The 17,782-nt window shown below is 68.5% G+C and carries 12 protein-coding genes; 10 read left to right on the top strand and 2 right to left on the bottom strand.

The window, feature by feature from the left end:
* Window positions 1–89 precede the first annotated feature (89 nt).
* The 3 genes from ABS52_00550 to ABS52_00540 all read left to right on the top strand — a co-directional run bounded on the left by ABS52_00550 (window position 90) and on the right by ABS52_00540 (window position 2,669).
* Window positions 90–1,481 carry a hypothetical protein gene (locus tag ABS52_00550; protein ID ODT05399.1) on the top strand — a complete coding sequence of 464 codons (1,392 nt, stop codon included), beginning with the start codon at window positions 90–92 and terminating at the stop codon, window positions 1,479–1,481.
* A gap of 237 nt (window positions 1,482–1,718) precedes the next feature.
* Window positions 1,719–2,045 carry a hypothetical protein gene (locus ABS52_00545; protein ID ODT05228.1) on the top strand — a complete coding sequence of 109 codons (327 nt, stop codon included), beginning with the start codon at window positions 1,719–1,721 and terminating at the stop codon, window positions 2,043–2,045.
* Window positions 2,046–2,180: 135 nt separating this feature from the next.
* Window positions 2,181–2,669: a hypothetical protein gene (locus ABS52_00540; protein ODT05227.1), complete on the top strand. Its 489-nt coding sequence runs from the start codon at window positions 2,181–2,183 to the stop codon at window positions 2,667–2,669.
* A gap of 84 nt (window positions 2,670–2,753) precedes the next feature.
* Here ABS52_00540 and ABS52_00535 read toward each other — a convergent pair whose 3' ends face one another.
* Window positions 2,754–4,001: a hypothetical protein gene (locus ABS52_00535; GenBank protein ODT05226.1), complete on the bottom strand. Its 1,248-nt coding sequence runs from the start codon at window positions 3,999–4,001 to the stop codon at window positions 2,754–2,756.
* Window positions 4,002–4,118: 117 nt separating this feature from the next.
* Here ABS52_00535 and ABS52_00530 point away from each other — a divergent pair, with 117 nt between their 5' ends.
* A complete protein-coding gene (locus tag ABS52_00530; GenBank protein ODT05225.1) occupies window positions 4,119–5,420 on the top strand; it encodes a hypothetical protein in 1,302 nt (433 codons plus the stop codon).
* Here the strand turns inward: ABS52_00530 and ABS52_00525 are convergent.
* The gene (locus ABS52_00525) at window positions 5,411–6,538 is read right to left on the bottom strand and encodes a 3-oxoacyl-ACP synthase (GenBank protein ID ODT05224.1); all 1,128 of its coding nucleotides are present in this window, start codon (window positions 6,536–6,538) and stop codon (window positions 5,411–5,413) included. The two genes, ABS52_00530 and ABS52_00525, sit on opposite strands and share 10 nt — an antisense overlap.
* A gap of 163 nt (window positions 6,539–6,701) precedes the next feature.
* On the opposite strand from ABS52_00525, the gene ABS52_00520 reads away from it, so the two are divergent.
* The 6 genes from ABS52_00520 to ABS52_00495 all read left to right on the top strand — a co-directional run bounded on the left by ABS52_00520 (window position 6,702) and on the right by ABS52_00495 (window position 17,360).
* A complete protein-coding gene (locus ABS52_00520; protein ID ODT05223.1) occupies window positions 6,702–8,003 on the top strand; it encodes a hypothetical protein in 1,302 nt (433 codons plus the stop codon).
* Window positions 8,004–8,150: 147 nt separating this feature from the next.
* Window positions 8,151–9,635, top strand: a complete 1,485-nt coding sequence (locus ABS52_00515; GenBank protein ID ODT05398.1) for a serine hydrolase — start codon at window positions 8,151–8,153, stop codon at window positions 9,633–9,635.
* Between the two features lie 551 nt (window positions 9,636–10,186).
* Window positions 10,187–12,775, top strand: coding sequence for a hypothetical protein (locus tag ABS52_00510; protein ID ODT05222.1), 2,589 nt, complete (start codon window positions 10,187–10,189; stop codon window positions 12,773–12,775).
* 341 nt (window positions 12,776–13,116) lie between these two features.
* Window positions 13,117–14,400 carry a hypothetical protein gene (locus tag ABS52_00505; protein ODT05221.1) on the top strand — a complete coding sequence of 428 codons (1,284 nt, stop codon included), beginning with the start codon at window positions 13,117–13,119 and terminating at the stop codon, window positions 14,398–14,400.
* Window positions 14,401–15,090: 690 nt separating this feature from the next.
* Window positions 15,091–15,657 carry a hypothetical protein gene (locus ABS52_00500; protein ODT05220.1) on the top strand — a complete coding sequence of 189 codons (567 nt, stop codon included), beginning with the start codon at window positions 15,091–15,093 and terminating at the stop codon, window positions 15,655–15,657.
* Between the two features lie 704 nt (window positions 15,658–16,361).
* Entirely contained in the window at window positions 16,362–17,360 is a 999-nt protein-coding gene (locus ABS52_00495) for a hypothetical protein (protein ODT05219.1), read from the top strand.
* Window positions 17,361–17,782 lie beyond the last annotated feature (422 nt).

The raw sequence follows: 17,782 nt of genomic DNA, 5'->3' as shown, positions 1-17,782 counted from the left end.
CTTCCACCATGTCACCCCTCCAGGGCGTTGCCCCTGCACTCGTCCAGCAGGTCGTTCCGCGGGGCGCACGCGCCTGCGTCGCCACCGTCGTGCTGGGGTTCGCCCTGGTGGCGGTTCCTGCGCGCGGAGCGGCCCAGCGCCCCGCCGGCGCGCGCGACACGCTGGGTCGCGCGATCCTGAAGGAGCTGGTCGACATCAACACCGCGCCGAGCGGGCGGGAGATGAGCCGGGCGAACCAGGCCATGGCGAACCGCCTCCTCGCGGCCGGCTATCCCGCCGCCGACGTGCAGCTGGCGGGTCCCGGCACGCTCCACCGCAACCTCGTCGCGACGCTGCGGGGGCGCGATGCACGGGCCAAGCCCATCGTCCTCATGGCCCACGTCGACGTGGTCGAGGCGCTGGCGCGCGACTGGACGATGGACCCGTACATCCTCCACGAGAAGGAGGGCTACCTCTACGGGCGCGGAGTGACGGACAACAAGGGGGGCGCCGCCGTCATCGTCGCCAACATGGTCCGCTGGAAGCGCGAGGGATTCATCCCCTCGCGCGACGTCATCGCCGTCCTGACCACCGATGAGGAGACGTCGGGCGAGCAGGGGATCCGTTGGCTGCTCGACAACGTCCCCGCGCTGCGGAATGCGGAGTACGCCTTGAACACGGATGCGGGGGGGCTGCTGGAAGAAGCGGGGCGTCGTCCGCTCTTCTTCGCCCAGTCGTCGGAGAAGATGTACCAGAGCTTCACGCTCGAGGTGACCAATCGAGGGGGACACTCCTCGGTCCCCCGGAGCGACAACGCGATCTACTCGCTGGCCCGCGCCCTCGCGCGCCTGGCGCAGTACCGCTTTCCGGTGATGTACAACGAAGTGACGCGCGAGTCCTTTGGCCGCATGGCCACGTTGGAAAGCGGCCAGCGCGGCGCGGACTTCCGCGCGGCGTCGCGAGGCGCCACCACGGGGGCGGCGATCGAGCGGCTGTCGCGCGATCCCCAGGTCAACGGCAACCTGCGCACGACGTGTGTGGCGACGATGCTCTCCGGCGGCCACGCCGAGAACGCCCTCCCCCAGCGGGTCACGGCGACCGTCAACTGCCGCATCTTCCCCGGGGTGTCGTCGCAGTCGGTGCAGGACACGCTGGTGCGTGTCCTGGCCGACAGCTCGATCCACGTCACCCCCGTGGCGCAGGCGACGCCGAGTGAGGCGTCTCCGCTTCGTCCCGACATGATGCGGGTGGTGGAGGCGCTCGCCAGCGAGGTGTGGCCGCGCGCGCTCGTCATTCCGATCATGGAGAACGGGGCGACCGATGGCCTGTACCTCCGCAACCTCGGCGTTCCGGTGTATGGGCTCGCGGGGCCGATCTACGACGCGGCCGACGATCGTGCACATGGCCAGGACGAGCGGATGAGCATCCGCCACTTCAACGAGGTGCGTGAGTTCTGGTACCGGCTCGTGAAGGAGCTGACCGGGGGGCGCCCCCGGACGTAGCGCCGAAGTGCTGGCGTGGACACCCTTGGACTTGGGAGCGATGCGATGGGCAGGAAGTGGTTGATGGCTGGCGTGTGGATCCTGACGGTGGGTGTGGGCGTGGCGGCATGCGGGGGCGGTGTTGCGCGTGGCGACGCGGATTCGGCGGTCAGCGTGTCGATCGGCACGGGCGGTGGCGCACAACAGGCGCTGTCATGGCGCTTTGAAGCGCCTCAATCGTGGGACGATCGCGTTCGTTTGGTCGACGATCCCGAGGGGGAGAAGCGGCTGGCGGAGCAGGGGATCCGCGCCGCGCGCCTCTTCGAGTACCTCCCGCACGACACCACTATCGCGCCGCAGGCGCTGCTCGGGATCTACGTCTACGACTCCACGGCCTGGGCGAGGCTCGAGGCGGAGGAGGGGCCGCCACAGGGCGAGCTCGTGACGCGTGGCGCCGGGGTGGCCTATGTGGCCGGCTTCCCGCAGTCCAACCCTTTCGCGCCGGGGAGCGCGGATTCCGTCGAGTTCGACAAGCGTACGGTGACGATGGAGTACGTGCGGCGCGCGTTTCGGGTGGTGCCATAGTTGCGCGCGATTTCCCGCTTTTTTGCGCAGATGCTGCATCTCGGCTAGTGCCTTCCCGCGGGAAGGTGCCTTATCTTTTGCGCTCCCACCACGTAACCCCAAGAGGACGACAGTTACATGCGACGCTTCGTTCTGATGACCCCAGCCCTCCTGTTCGCGCTGGCCGCGTGCGGCGGCGGCGAGAAGCAGGCCACTCCTGACACGACGGCTGCGGCGCCGGCCGCCGGGGCGGCCCCTGCGGCCACCGCCGGCCTCGACGGTAAGGCGGAGTACCTCGTCTGCCAGACCTGCCACCAGGAGAACGGCGAGGGGCTGCCGAACCTGTATCCGCCGCTGGCCGGGTCGGAGATCCTCACGGGTGATCCCTCGATCCCGATCGCGATCGTGCTCCACGGTCTGCAGGGCGAGGTCACCGTCAAGGGGCAGAAGTTCAACAACGTGATGGCGCCCTGGGCGTCGCTGTCTGACGCGCAGATCGCGGCGATCCTGACCTACGAGCGCTCGTCGTGGGGGAACAGCGCCCCGGCCGTGACGGCCGAGGAAGTTGCAACCGTGCGCGCGGCGACGTCGTCGCGCACCGGTCCGTGGACGATCGAAGAGGTGAAGGCGGCGAAGCTGAAGTAAGCTCGCGCCGTCACGCCGCCCCGCGCCTCTCCACGTGGAGGCGCGGGGCGGTTTCGTTCGCGCCTGACGATGGCGCCGTACGCGCTACTGCGACCGCTGGTAAGGCGTGGGCGGCGCCGCGTCCCACGGCGAGGGACCCTGCGCCCGCTCGTAGCCGAGCCGCTCGAGGCGCAACATGAAGTCGCGGTCGAAGAGCTTCTTCGCCGCGGGATCACTGGCCAACGCGGCGGGCATGGTCGTGAAGCGCAGCTCCATGCGCAGCCCGTCCACGTCGCTGTTCACGGCCCGCGCCAGCTCGGTGAGCCGCTGCAGGAATTGCGGCTGCTGGGTCCAGAAGAGGAGGAGGAACGCGCGATCGTGCATCCCGCCGCGACTGGCCGGGTCGACGACCTTGGTCTCGAGCTGCGTCCACAGGTTCATGACCACCCACAGCCGCACGGTCACCGGCTCCTTGAAGCCAAGCGCGCGGACCTGCTGCGCCAGACGCTCGTAGTGCGACAGGGCGAGCACCGGATGCACGTTGGAGACAACCCCGCCATCGGCATGCACGCGCCCGTCGATCACCTTGGGCGGGAAGATCCCGGGAATCGCTGACGCGGCAAGGAAGAGCGTGTGCGCGCGGCGAAGGGCGGCGGCACCGCCGGCGAGCTCCCCCGACATGTCCCACGTGCGCCCGATCCCGAGGTCGAAGTCCGTCGTCCCGATCACCAGCTGGCGCCCCTCTCCAAATGCTCGTTGCAGCGCCCCCTGCATCGCGGTGTCGATGGCGGAGGCGATGGTGCGTTCCAGGCGCTTCGTCTTCACGAGCCCCCCGGTCCTGCGCAGCCAGAAGAGCCAGTCGATGGTCGGGGCGATGCTCTCGGCGGCGCGGCGGTACAAGGCGGCGACGGTATCGAGGGCCGCATCCGTCCCCAGGAGGGCGAACGGCGCCTGCAGCGCCCCCGTGGAGATGCCGGAGACGAGGTCGAAGGTGGGCATGGGGGCGTCGGTGCGCGCCTTCCACCCACGCAGGAAGCCGGCGCCGTATGCGCCTCCTTGCCCGCCGCCGGAGAGCAGCAGGATGTCGACCGTACGGTCCCCGCGGGCCAGCGCCCGGCGGGCGAGGCGGCTCACGATGGTATCGGTGGTCGCCTGTTCGACGTCACGAGCGGCGACCGCGTCGCGCTCGAGCGAGGCGGCGGTCGCCGGCGGGCGGTGCACGGCGGCGCAGCCGGCGACTGCGTGGAGGGCCGCGAGCAGCGCAAGGGCGCGCCAGCACCGAAGTGAGGCAAGGCGTATCGTCATGGAATCGTTGTCGGGAGCGCGAGGCTCCTCAAACGTCGCCAGCGCCATCGCCGCGCTCAAGCGGAGGCCCCTCTCCGCGTTCGAGCACCGCTCTCCCTCAGAGTTCAAGCGGCGGCCCAGCGGCCCACGACATTCCAGAGGCAATTGATGTCCCTTCCTTTCCCCATGCTCCCTGTCCTGATCGCGACGCTCGCCACGTCGGCCACGGCGCACCCGCCCCCCGCGCACGATTCGGCTGCGCCCATGGCGGTGACGGCTCCCGCCCCGACGGTCTCCGCTGCCACGGCCCCGGTGATCGTGGGGGCCGATCGCCTGCTCGGCGAGTACGCGCACCTGATCCGCGGCAAGGCGCTGGCGCTCGTGGCGAACCACAGCGCACGCCTGGCCGACGGGACACACCTGGCGGATGCGCTCTATCGCCATCCCGAGGCCAGGCTCAAGGTCCTGTTCGGGATGGAGTACGACATCAGGTCCAACGACTACTCGGCGACCCGTGACGGCGAGGTGGCCACCGATCGCGGGACCGGGCTTCCCAAGTACAACCTCTATGGGGAGCACCACAAGCCGAGCGCCGAGTCGCTGGCGGGCGTGGACGTGATCGTCTTCGACATCCAGGAGGTGGGCGCCCGCTTCTACGAGCACATCAACATCCTGGGCTTCGTAATGGAGGCGGCGGCGGAACAGGGGATCGCCGTCGTCGTCCTCGATCGTCCCAATCCGATCACCGGGCGCGCGATGGACGGCTTCGTGACGGACAGCGCGGCGCGCTTTCGCTTCGGGTCGTACGCCCGCGTCCCCGTCGTGCATGGCATGACGATGGGTGAGCTCGCGCGCCTCTACAACGGCGAGCGCATGCTGCGCGGCGCGCGTACGGTCAAGCTCGACGTCGTCCCGATGCGCGGATGGACGCGCGGCATGTGGTACGACCAGACGGGGCTGGAGTGGCGCAAGCCGTCGCCCAACCTCCTCACGCTGGAGTCGCTCCTGGCCTATGTGGGGACGTGCCTGTTCGAGGCGGTCAACGTGAGCGAAGGGCGGGGGACCGACTACCCCTTCCAGCTGCTCGGCGCGCCATGGCTCGACCATGAACGCGCGATCGCGCTCCTGCGCGACGTGCCGCTGCGTGGCGTCGCCTTCGATGCGGTGACGTTCACGCCGGAGCAGAAGCCGTATCACGGGCGCCCGCCCGAGCTGGCCGGACAGGCGCTGCGCGGCATCCGCGTACGGATCACCGATCGCGATGCCTACGAGCCATACAGGGTGGGGGTGGCGCTGTTATGGGCCGTGCACGCGCTGCATCGCGACCGCCTCGTGTGGAACGAGGCGACGCTCGACCGCCTGGTGGCGACCCCGCGGCTCAAGGCGATGCTCGAGGGCGGCGCATCGCCGGCCGAGATCTTCGCGTCGTGGCAGGGCGAAGTGGCGGCCTTCGGCGCGCTGCGCGAGAAGTACCTCCTCTATCGCTGACCCGCCTCGGCGAAGACCGGTGCCATGAGCCCGGCGCGCGAGCGTCCGTTCGGGTCCTGGTGGGCGCGCACCGCGTTCACCATCTCGAGCGCCGTGCGGTCGCAGGGCGGAAGCTCGCGGTCGGAGGTGCCTAACGGGGTGATGCGCCCTCCCCACCGCACGAGGAGGGCGCAGTAGGTGAGGCCGCCGCCGAAGGCGGGGATGAGGATGTTGCTCCCGGGCCTCACGCGCCCCTCCTCCAGCGCCTCGACCAGCGCCACGGGGACGGTGGCGGCGCTCATGTTGCCGTACTTCTGCACGGTGAGCATCACCTTCTCCATCGGGACGCCGGCGTACTTGGCCACCGATTCGATGATGCGCAGGTTGGCCTGGTGCGGGACGACGAGATCCACCTGCTCGGCGGTCATCCCGCACTCCTTGAGGACGCGGACCGACGCCTCGGCCATGGCGCCGACGGCGCGCTTGAAGATCACCTGGCCGTCGAAGTCCCACAGCGTGTCGCCGTAGTTGATGCCGAGCCCCGCGTAGGTGCAGCCGAAGCCGCGCACGCGCAGGCTCCCGCGCGCCTCGGCGTCGCACCCCAGGACGCTGCCGAGGAGCCCGACCTCCTCGACCGCCGGCTGCAAGACGACCGCCGCCGCGCCGTCGCCGAACAGGACGGCGACGTTGCGGTTGCTCCAGTCCATGTAGCGCGAGATGAGCTCGACGCCGATCACGACGACGTTGCGCACCATCCCGGTGCGGATCATCGCGGTCGCCGTGGCCAGTCCGTAGCAGAAGGAGGTGCAGGCCGTGTTGAGGTCGACCGAGGCGGCGCGCGTGGCGCCGAGGGCCACCTGGACCCCCGAGGCGCTATTGGGACAGAGTTCGTCGTTGCTCACCCCGCCATAGATGATCAGGTCCACGTCGTCGGCGGCGAGCCCGGCGCAGGCGAGGGCGCGCGACGCCGCGATGGTGGACATCTCGATCGCGCTCACGTGCGAGACGCGCCGCTCCTTCATCCCCGTGCGCGAGGTGATCCACTCGTCCGAGGTGTCGAGGAAGGTGGAGAGGTCGTCGTTGGTGAGGATGGCGGGGGGCATGCACTTTCCCCACCCGGTGATCGCAGCAAAGGTCATGAGTGGTGTCGCGAGAGGGTCGCAGGCACGAGGATGCGTGGAACATGGGGGGCGGGAGCCCGCGCCGGGAGGGCCGTGCGGGACAAGGGTGATTCCGGTGGCTGGCCCCGGTGATTCCCGGCCATCACATTCCGGCCGGCCGTCCACCCGCACCCTCCCTGCGTTGCCGACACACCCCACCACTTTCGCACGCCGCGGTGCCGAAGGGACCGCGGTCCTCGCGGCCCTCGTGGCCGGCCTCGCGTTAGGCACCGCCGTGGCCGCCTCCGGCAGCCCGCGCCTCCTGGCCTGGGCCACCGCCATCCAGCCGATCGGGACGCTCTGGGTCAACGCGATCCGGATGACGGTGATACCGCTCGTCGTCTCGCTCCTCATCACCGGGGTGGCGTCGGTGGCCGACCTGGGGAGGATGGGGCGGCTGGGCGGGCGCACCCTCCTCACCTTCGGCGGGCTGCTGCTGGTGTGCGCGGTGATCCCCGCGCTCGTCCTTCCCCCCGTCTTCGCCCTGTTTCCGTGGCCGTCGGGCGGCGTGCCGCTCCCGCCGGGGGCGGCCGAGGCGGCGCGAGCATTGCGCACCGGCGACGCGCAGGCCGGCATCGTGGATTGGTTCACGTCGCTCGTCCCGCCCAACCCGGTGGAGGCGGCCGCCAGCGGCAACATGGTGTCGCTGATCGTGTTCACCTTTCTCGTGGCGCTGGCCGCCGCCCGCAGCGACGGCGCCGTGCGCGAGCCGCTGGTGCGCTTCTTCAAGTCGTTAGGCGAGGTGATGCTCCTCCTGGTCCGCTGGATCATCGCCCTCGCCCCGGTGGCCGTGTTCGCCCTCGTCTTGCCGCTGGCGGCGCAGAGCGGGGCGCTGCTGGTGGGCGCGGTCGGGTTCTACGTCGCCGCCTTCGCCATCGGCTGCGCGATCGTCACCGCCGCCTGCTACCCGATCGTCGCGCTGCTCGCGGGGGTCGGACCGAGGCGCTTCGCGCGGGCGGTGCTCCCCACGCAGCTCATCGGCATCAGCTGCAGCTCCTCGATCGCCTCGCTCCCCGCGATGGTGGCGAGCGCCGATGCCCTCGGGGTCCCGGCACGGGTGAGCGGCTTCGTCCTCCCGCTCGCGGTCTCGGTCTTCAAGCCGGCCGCCGGGGTGGCGTGGATCGCCGGGGCGCTCTTCGTGGCCCGCGTCTACGGCCTCGACATCGGGGCGCGCGAGTTGGGGATCGTGGCGGCGGCGGCGGTCTTCCTGTCGTTCGCCGCCCCCGGCGTGCCGCGGGGTGCCTTCCTCCTCCTCACGCCGCTCTTCTCGGCGATCGGGCTCCCCGCCGAGGGGATCGGCGTCCTCATCGCCGTGGACCTGATCCCCGACATGTGCGCCACCGTGGTGAACGTCACGGGCGACGTGGCGGCGGCGGTGATCGTGGCCCGCGGGGAGGAAGATGCTCGCCACGCCGAGGGCGACGCCCAGGGCGCCGCGGGGTGATCGCGCGGCACGCGGCCGCGCACCGGGTTGCCGCCGCCTTGTCCGGCGTACATCGTCTTGTGCCGACCGTCAGGCCATTCGACCACTTCCAACTCCCCCCTCGGCGTGTCCTCTTCCACCTGGCGCAACTCCCACCGCGGGCTCGTGTTGCTGGCGGCCCTTGCCGCCGTCGGCTGCTCGCGTGAACGACGGACCGAGCCGCGGGGCGACGCCGCGACTCGGCGCGCGGCCCTGATCGCGCGCGGCGACTCGCTTGCGCTCCCGGGCGAGTGGACACCGCCGCCGGGCGATGCGCTCGAACACTCGACCGCGGGTTTCGCCACGACGCTCTGCGCCGCGGTCTTCATCACCGGGCTCGACCCCGCCGACGCCGCGGCGAACGTGGGCTGGTTCACCAGTCCGCCCGATGAGCGGAAGGTGGTCACCGACACCGTCATCGACCGCGCCACGCAGACCGTGCGCCTCAAGCTCCCGTCCGGGGTGTGGGTCGCAGCGCGTCGCTACGGGAGCCAGGGGTGCATCCCGCTCCCGAAGGGACAGGACTCGGTGCACTTCACGCCGGTCGTAGTGAAGCCCCAACTCCCGGAAGCAGCTACCACGCCGTGGCCGATGGGCGACGTCATCACCCCGGCCGCGTGGCCTGCTGGCGTCGATTCGGCCAAGGTCGCGCAGGCCGTCGAAACAGGCTTCGGCCCCGACTCGGCCATGACCGAGGCGTTCCTCGTCACCTACAAGGGGCGCATCCTTGGCGAGCGCTATGGCGTGGGGATCGGGATCCACACGCCGCTCGAGAGCTGGTCGATGGGGAAGAGCCTCACCGGGACGTTACTGGCGCGCCTCATCCAGATGGGCGCATACACGCTCGACCAGCCGGCGCCCATTCCCGAGTGGCAGCAGCCCGGCGACCCGCGCCAGGAGATCCGCATCATGGACATCATGCGGATGTCGAGTGGACTGCGCATCCGTGCCCCGCAGGACCCCGACTACGACAAGTCGTTAGGCTATCCGGACCACCTCTGGTACTACACGGGAGCGGGGAATTCCTTCCAGTGGGCGGTGACGCGCCCGCAGCAGTGGAAGCCGAACACCGTCGGCCGCTACCGCAACACCGACCCGGTCCTCGCCAACTACCTCATCCGCCTGGCGGTGGAGAAGCGCGGCGAGGACTACCGCAGCTGGCCGCAGCGCAACCTCTTCGACAAGATCGGGATTCGCGACGCGACGCTCATGACCGATCCCTACGGGAACAACCTCACGCAGGGGGCCGAATATCTCTCCGCGCGCGACTGGGCACGCCTGGGCAACCTCTACGTGCAGGACGGCGTGTGGAACGGCGAGCGCCTCCTCCCCGAGGGATACGTCGACCACGTGAAGACGGTGGCGCCGGCGTGGGCGGCCGACGGTCGCCCGGTGTACGGCGGCGGCTTCATGTGGGTGAATGGCGACGGCGCCGATCCCATCCCGAAGGATGCCTTCTCGTTCCGGGGTGCCGGGGGGCAGAGCACGATCATCATCCCCGATCGCGACATGGTGGTGGTGCGCATCGGGAAGTACGCGGGTTCGCGTGCTGGCGACCGGGCGCTGGATGCGGCGTTGCGGCTGCTGATGGAGGCGGTGCCGGCCAAGCAGTGATTGCCGGGGGCCAACCTGATGCAGTGTGCGGCTAGACGGCGTGCGCCAGCAGAGTGCACCCCACTGTGAACCGACGGGAGAAGGCAGGCAGGGCCCGATACGCCCGCTGCGAGTGAACATCGACCCCCGGTGCTTGACACGGAGTTCAGGCGCGTCGATACTCTCGCGAGTCGAGTCCGCCGTGGCTGGTCAATGCGCCGGCGATCGGTATGAGGCGAGAGAGGGACCGCGCCGAACGACTGCAATCCGGCGCGGTGCGTGATGTGGAGGAGGCGGCAATGCGCTGCTAGGCATTGGAGGGACTCATGCTATCCCTGCGGCGGTGGCTGGCGCGACGAGGCTGTTGTGGTCTTTTGGGGGCGAGTGTCCTCGCTTTCGGCGCACTCCGGGCCGAGGCCCAGGCAGGCGCCTTCATCACCGGTCGAGTCGTCGAGGCGGCGACGGGTCGCGGCATCGGCCAAGCGACCGTTTCGATTGATGGACTAGCTCGGAGCGCGCGCACCGATAGCGCCGGTGTGTATCGGCTGTCCGCCGTGCCTCCGGGGCCGCAGGTGCTCGTCGTGCGGGCGCTCGGCTATTCGCTCGCGCGCGTTCCCGTCACCGTCCCCGCGATCGGCCGCATCGTGCGCGACGTGGAGCTGGCGCGGACTGCCCTGCAGATGCCCCAGGTCCGGGTTACCGCCGAGGGCATTGGGCGAGCTCGTGGCGAACTCGGCACTGCGACCGTGATCAATCGCGATGCCATCCAGGTCCAGAATGCCGTGAGCCTCGCAGGCCTGCTCGAACTGCTCCCCGGCATTCCGCTGCAGACTCCGGGCCTCGAGGGCACACAGCAGGTGGCGCTTCGCGCGGTGCCCACTCCGAGCGGGATTGCCGAGCGCACGTCCGCGTTTGGCACGCTCATCGTGATGAACGGCGTTCCGATGTCGAACAATGCGAACCTCCAGTCCACCGGGCCGCGCGGCGAATTCGTGCTTGGCACGGCAGCGGGAGGGAGCATCGATCTTCGACGAATCCCGGCCACGATGCTCGAGCGCGTGGAGGTAATCCGCGGCGTACCATCAGCGCGCTATGGTGACCTTACCGCTGGCGCGATCGTGATCGAAACCCGGGCGGGCGCCCTCCCGACCGACGTCGTGGGTCGCTTCGATCCGAGCACCACGGGGGGCGCGTTGGCGAGCGGTCGCGCGCAGTCGGCACGACAGGACGTATCGATCACCTCCGACCTCACGCGCACCCAGGTGGCACCGGGAGTACGCGATGCCTCGGTATGGCGTGGGGCGCTGAATGTCGCGCACCGACTCGTGAAGGGCTCGCGTGCGCAAGACGATCCTCTCGGAACCAGGGTCGATGAGGGTCCGGTCGTTCTGGACACCCGCCTGAGCGCGTTTCAGGTCTATCGGAGTGAACCGGAACAACGCGACGTGCGCCCCGGGCTGTCGAGTGAAGATCGAAGCGGGGGCGTGCGACTGGCGGAGCGAGCGCGGTTCGGGATGGCCGCACGGCGTCACATCGAGGTCACCGCCTCGCTGGAGCATGAATGGCAGTTGAGCCGCGCGCAGCAGTACGTGATACGCGGCGCCGAGCCGTTCACCGATCGCCTGACGCCCGGAACGAGCGTGGGGCGGTTCGTTCAGGGGACGTACCTTGCGGCCTTGCAGCTGCAAGGGCTTCCGTGGCACCTGTACACGCGCGCCGAGGGAGTACTTCCGGGAGACGCGTGGGGCGGTGTGCGCACACTCCGGGCGGGTGTGGAGTTACGGCGAGACTGGACGGGCGGCGCCGGATACCAATTCGACATTGCGTCGCCACCGCAGGTCGCCTTCAATGGTATCAACGGCTACGACCGTCCTCGGCGCTTCGACGCCGTGCCACCGGTTGCGTCGAGCGCGGTATATCTGGACGCGCGGCTGACCCGCTCGCTCTGGACGCGAGGCGCGTTCGACGTCCAGGCGGGTGTCAGGGTGGACGCGCTGCATTCGGGAGGATGGTGGAGCTCCAGCGCGCGGGATGCGGCAGTCCAGCCCCGCATCAGCGTCGAGGTTGCCCCCCGTCCCTGGCTCCGCCTGCGTGGGGGACTGGGAATCACCGCGAAGCAGCCGACGACGGGCGATCTCTACCCCGCCCCGCAGTACTTCGACGTCGTGAACGTGAACTGGTTCCCGCCGAACCCCGCCGAGCGATTGGCGGTGCTCACGACGTCGATCGTCGACCCGACGAATGCACGACTGGGACTGGCGATCGCACGCAAGCACGAGGTCGGGATCGAGATCGATCTCGGGCACAGCGGCGCCGCTGTGAGCGTGGTGGGCTTTCGCGATGAAACGCGCGGCGGCGTGGGGTTCGAGGCTCGACCATCGCACCTGATGCGTGGCCGATTCACGCTCTCCGATACCACGATCGGAAGTGGACGTCCACCCACGTACTCCGCCACGCCGACGTCGGCTGACACCGTACCGGTATTTGTGGATGTACCGGCGAACCTCAATGCAATAACCAATACCGGAGTCGAATGGACGTTCTCGCTGCCCGAGATTCCTGCTCTGCATCTGCGTGCCGAGATCACAGGAGCGTGGGCCGTGACGCGACTCGTGAACGACGCGCTCGACTTCGGCCCGTTCTCGCGACTTGCGCAGTTCCAGCTCGATCCACGCCAGTCACGAACGGCGTACTGGCGGGGCGATCGGCAGCGTGGCGAACGATCGCTGGCTACTGCGCGTGTCGTGCACCATCAGCCTGCGCTCGGACTCGTCATCACGGGGACGCTGCAGTACTTCCTGCACGAGCGCAACGTGCAGGAGGGGGCATCCGATACGCTGGCGTGGCGCGGGTATGTGACCCGTACAGGAGAGTTGGTCGCGGTGCCGGCGAGCGCGCGAGTGGAGGCGCAGTACGCCGATCTGCGACGGCCGAGGCAGGGGCTGGTCACCATCCCGGCGTCGCCGCCACCCGATTGGCTGCTCAGCGTACAACTCACCAAGACAGTTCTCGGGAGCGGCCGGCTCTCGTTCTATGCATTCAATGCGCTCGATCGACTGGGTGAACCCTCACGGAGTGGGCGCCTGGGGCGCCTCTTTCCTCGCAGTCGATTCGGCCTCGAAATCACGCTCCCGCTGATGCCGCGAGCCCTCGCAAGATGAGTGTGCGCGTCTTGAGGAGCGCGCTGGCTGTCGTGGCGTTCGCGATTCCTGCGGGCGCGCTATGCCGTGCTGCCGCGGCGCAGGATACCGGCGTGTTGGGCGACTCTCCGTGGCGCTGGGCGTGGACGCCGCTGCGCACCGTTGGTGAGGTCGGACTTCCGGCGCCTGGCCCGCTTCGGACCCCGCACCTCCTCGATCTCCCGGCGCCAGTCGTTGGCCTTGCGTGGAGCGCGCGCAATCCTGCGGGAATGAGCGATGATGTGCGTGAGACCTATGCGCAGCTCTCGCTGGTCAATAGCGGTATCCAGGGTACCTACCGCGCTCCGTTGACTCCCCGCCGTATGTCGGGGCTCCTGGCAGAGTATGGCGGGTGGCGACGTCTCGGCAACCGAAGCGCCGTGATTGGGCGAGCGGCGGTCGAGCGAGGTGAGCAGGGCGAAGGGAACGGCGCCGTGTTCGTGCTACCAGACCCGTCGAGTCCCTTCGTCCCCACTGACACCAACGCGCCGGCGACGGCCCGAACGCGGGTGACGTTCGAAGGTGCGCAGGGCGTCGCGCTCGGGCGCTGGCGGATGGGCATTTCGCTCGGCTATAGCGGGACCTCCGACAACGCGCGGGGATCCACGATCGCTGTCATCCGGCGTGCCGCCGTGGGCGGCGCCAGCTTGGGGCTGGCGCGAACACTTGGGGAGCACGGTCGCGTGGGGGTGAGTGCGCGCCGCATCTCGCGCAACGAGACCGCGAACGTGTTCGCGAATCCCGCTACCGCCCGACTGTATCTGCTCGACGGATTCCTGAATGTGAATCCCCAGGACTACTCGCCGGCGAGCACTCCATTCCTGCGACGCGCCGACCGATGGGGTGAGGGTATCGGCGTCGATGCGGCCGGGCGATGGCGTGCCATCGAATGGAGCACGTGGGTACAGCGCCTGCGCACAGGGGAACGACAAGTGAGCGCCGTGGCGGCCAACACGCCCGTGCAGCGATGGAATACCACGGGCTACGACCTCGGCATCGCGTCGCAGGGACGGTTTGGCGCCGTGATGCTTTCGACGGTTGCCACGGCCGTGGTGCAGCGCGGGGCCAGCGTGCGGACCCCGGCCACGACACGGGAGTTCGAATCCGACGCGAGTCGCGCGGCCCTTCACGGCGATGCACGGTGGTCGCCGACCGGCTCCGCGTGGGGGGGGGCGATAACGGTGGACGCGGTACGACAGTGGCAGCGGGCCACGGATCGGGGCGCTCGGAGCGCCACGGACATCACGGCGTGGAGCCCCGCAGGAAGCCTCGAGGTGAGTCGGCGTTGGCGCCGCGGGTGGACCGCCGGTGCCGGCGTGGCCATGGGGCACTACACGCCGATTGCGATCATACCGTCGTTGACCGCGCGCAGCGCGTCATACCTGGCGCTGCTGGCTCCCGCCTTCGAGGTCGCGGCGGCACCGGCGCGCACCATCGGGAGCGCGATCACGATTCGGCGCGATGGAGAGAACCGCATGGTGGTGCTTCGGGCCGCATGGTCGAGCACCGCGGCGACGCAGCGTGCGATGGATGCGTACTATCTCCCTCGGGGGAGTCGAGGCGCATGGACGATTTCGTTGAGTGTGCGGCCGCATGGCGCGCCGTGAGCCGTCTTCACATGACGAGTCGCAAAGCGGTGCGCGAAACGATAGAGAAGTCGTTGCGCGGATGGTCGAGCATGCGCTCACCGGCGAGCTGTCACATCACGCGCTGCGGGTGTTGACAGTTGCCATTCGTGAATCAGCTTGGTGTCGTGACCGAGAGGGGCTTTCCCGTGCCGTTGGTGTTTCACGCCGCACGCTGCACCGCCGGCTCGACAGGGCTGGACTTTGCTCGCCCAGGTACGTGCTTGCCTGGGCTAAGCTTCTGGTGGCGTGTCGATACCATGAAGCTGGGCTGACTCTGGAGCAAGTGGCCGTGCGAACACGGCGCGATGGATCCGCGGCGATCGTCCATCTTTTCAGGAGTTACGCGGGCACTACCCCGGGTCAGCTGCGCCTGCAAGGCGGAACTCCGGCCGCTGTCGAGATCTTGCGCACGCAGATTCGGACGCGGACGAGGTCGTGCGGTGACGCGCCTGGGCGTGAGTCACAGGATGCGGGCGTGACGCTGAGGCTCGAACGCAACGCATCTGTTGGGGGCTTGTAGAGGTCGGTTGGCCCGTACGGTCAGTGCGCATTGTCACGTGCGCAGTTACGATGGAGTATGAGGCGGCGTGTGGGTGTCGGTGCGAGTGGCGGACATTGGGAGGGTCGGGCATGAACGTACAACGTCGTTCACTGCCAGTCGCCGTATTCGTGATCGCGCTGGCGGCGACGGTGATGGCGCTGGGCCTGCGGATTCGCACGCTCGAGGCGCGCAATCGCGGACTGATGCGACGATTCACGGAACCGCATCCTGGAATGTTGGTCCCCGCCTTCACGACAACGAGCGTGAGCGGCGATTCCATTCTCGTCGGAACGCCGGCTGGCGACCTGCGGCAAGTCGTCTTCTTTTTCACCACGACGTGCGGTTACTGCGGCGCTTCGCTCGAGCAGCTTCGACGTCTCGATGCCGAGCTCACGAGCGCGACCGGTCGTTCAGGGGCCCTGCTTCTCATTGGCCTCGATTCGGCGGAACTCGTTCGACGATACGCCGACAGCCTCTCGCTCGACGTGCCGGTGCTCACCATGCCGAGCCTTCGACTCGCTTTGCTGTATCGTGTGCGCGCGGTACCGCAGTTGATGGTGATCGACTCATCGGGTCGTGCGGTGTTCACGCGCGCTGGGGCGCTCGTGACGCGCGCGAGTGTCGATTCTGTGCTGACGGCAGTGCTGGGACGGCCGTCAGCAGCGGTCAGCGGACGCTTCGGCGTGTCGGACTGACCCGCGGCTCATTCCGTGATACCTCATTCATCGGAGGCGAGACATGCGTGCGAAGTATTCTCCCGCGAAGGCCAGCTTCATACTCGCAGCTGTGATGGCGGGCATCGGACTCAGTGCGGCTCTTGTACCACTCAAGGCGCAACCTCAAGAGCTGTTGTGTCACTACTACTTTCCTGGTTGCACGACCGAAGCGTGCCAGGCGCTTTGCGACGTGGGCTTTCCGCTGTCGACAGGGTTCTGTCAGGGTCCAGGAGGCGAGTGCTGCAATTGCTACTACTGAGCACTTGATGCTGGGCATCGTAGGGGTAGGCACCGTCGGCGACGCGGCGGGGATCTTACCGGTGCACACGCCGAGTTGGAGCGCCCTGTCGACACATGGCAGTCAGAGCCGCGCTCACGCCGAGGTGCGACCAACCAATGGCTTCAGGCACGCCATTGCCTGGCGGATGACATCGCTGGTGATGGCGGCGTGTCTTGCCTCAAGCTGCGAGGGCCGACGCACCGTCTCTGGCGACGCAGCACAGCTGACTCTGACTGTCCGTGTCACCGCGCCGCCGTCACTTGCACTGGCGGCGGCGCGCTTGGGGTGGACGTCGAATGCTGTGCCCACTGCGGTGGTCGTTCTCACCCGCCTCACTTCGCCGCCTACACCGTCGGACACGGCACAGACCGACGAACGAGGGGAAGTGCGGTTTCGAAGCCTCGTGAGCGGCGCCTACAACATCACGGCGTCTCGATCGCTGTCGGACGCCGAGATTGCCGCCGCCGGCTCGGCCGTCGGGGACCACACCGTGTTCACCAGCACCGCTACTGCGGAGCTGGGTGAGGTGGACGATCAATTTGCCGAGGTCCGACTTGCCCCGCTGGAGCAGGGGTCTCTGCTGTTCAGTGAGTTCTCACCACTTGCACAGGAGGATCCGGCGAAGGGAGTGTACTACTACTACAGCAATTACTTCCGGATCTATAACAACACCGACACCGTCATCGCACTCGCAGACAAGCTGTTCATTCCCGCCTTTCCCAGCTGGCGTGACTATTCGTCCGCCAATCCCGACAACAACTGTGACATCCGAGAGCGCCTCGAGCGAGATCCGCTCGGCGTGTGGGCGCAGCGGATATATCAGTTCCCGCCGGGCGCACGGGTCCTTCTGCCGGGGCAGGCCGCACTCGTGGTAACGGACGCCGTGGACCATCGCCCGATCGGAGGTGGTTCTCCCGGCTTTCATGACTTCACCGGGGCGGACTTCGAGTTCATCGGTACTGCAGATGTCGACAATCCGTCAGTGCCGAACATGCACAGCGTTGGTCCACGAAGTGGCGACGTGGCGCTCGGGCACGGGTGGATGGCGTATGATCTGCGCGCGATCTACCTCCTCGCATCTCCCCTCCGCCTCGATACACTTCCAAGGCAAAGCACACCTTACGCGGACGGGGCCCCGTTTGTACGCATTCCGACGGCCGCGATACTGGATGTTCTCTCCACCGCGTTTGAGCGGTCGTCACCCTATCCAGAGTGTCGTCCGGCAATTCTCCCGTCGCTCGACGCGGAAGAGGCGCGGATCCTCCCGGAAGGAGGGGGTGCGATGTCGGTACACCGTCGCGTGGCCCGAACACTCCCAAGCGGTAGAGTCATCTTACAGAGGTCGCGCAACTCGGCGGCGGATTGGTACCTCGCGCCGATGACGCCGTTGCGAGTTCCGTAAGCACTTCGAGACCGCCGCGCGCCACCCCGGGTCAGCTTCGCATAGGAGGGTGGGCTTACGGCCGCTGTCGAGGTGCTGCAACTGCTACTACTGACATCTTGCGAAGGGACGGCGAGGCATGCGGTGTCAAGCACGCGTGAGTTGCGCTCCTCTCGAGTGAAGTCATCTTGGCGAGTGGTAATGCAGGATGCGCTACAGAACAGGTGCTCGCGCACCACGGTGGTCTCACCAAGGCGACCGGTGCGGTGGCGCTCCGCGCTCTTGGCTGTCGTGGCGCCCCTGGCCATCGCGTGTGATCCACGACGCGTCGTCGGCAGTGATCCGGCAACGTTGGCGCTCACGGTCCGCGTCGTATCGCCGCCGGAACTCGCGACTGCCGCGGCAAGGCTCGGATGGCCCGGTGAGAGCGTCCCCGGGGCGTT

The organism is Gemmatimonadetes bacterium SCN 70-22, assembly GCA_001724275.1.
Taxonomy (GTDB): Bacteria; Gemmatimonadota; Gemmatimonadetes; order Gemmatimonadales; family Gemmatimonadaceae; genus SCN-70-22.
The sequence above is the reverse complement of the archived record's forward strand: the minus strand, read 5'-3'. Positions and strand labels throughout refer to the sequence as shown.

Bases quoted from the DNA above. Each gene is read 5' to 3' on its own strand.
- ABS52_00540 (ODT05227.1), top strand. From the start codon at position 2,181: ATGACCCCAGCCCTCCTGTTCGCGCTGGCCGCGTGCGGCGGCGGCGAG.
- ABS52_00535 (ODT05226.1), bottom strand. From the start codon at position 4,001: ATGGCGCTGGCGACGTTTGAGGAGCCTCGCGCTCCCGACAACGATTCC.
- ABS52_00530 (ODT05225.1), top strand. From the start codon at position 4,119: ATGCTCCCTGTCCTGATCGCGACGCTCGCCACGTCGGCCACGGCGCAC.
- ABS52_00525 (ODT05224.1), bottom strand. From the start codon at position 6,538: ATGACCTTTGCTGCGATCACCGGGTGGGGAAAGTGCATGCCCCCCGCC.
- ABS52_00505 (ODT05221.1), top strand. From the start codon at position 13,117: ATGTCGGGGCTCCTGGCAGAGTATGGCGGGTGGCGACGTCTCGGCAAC.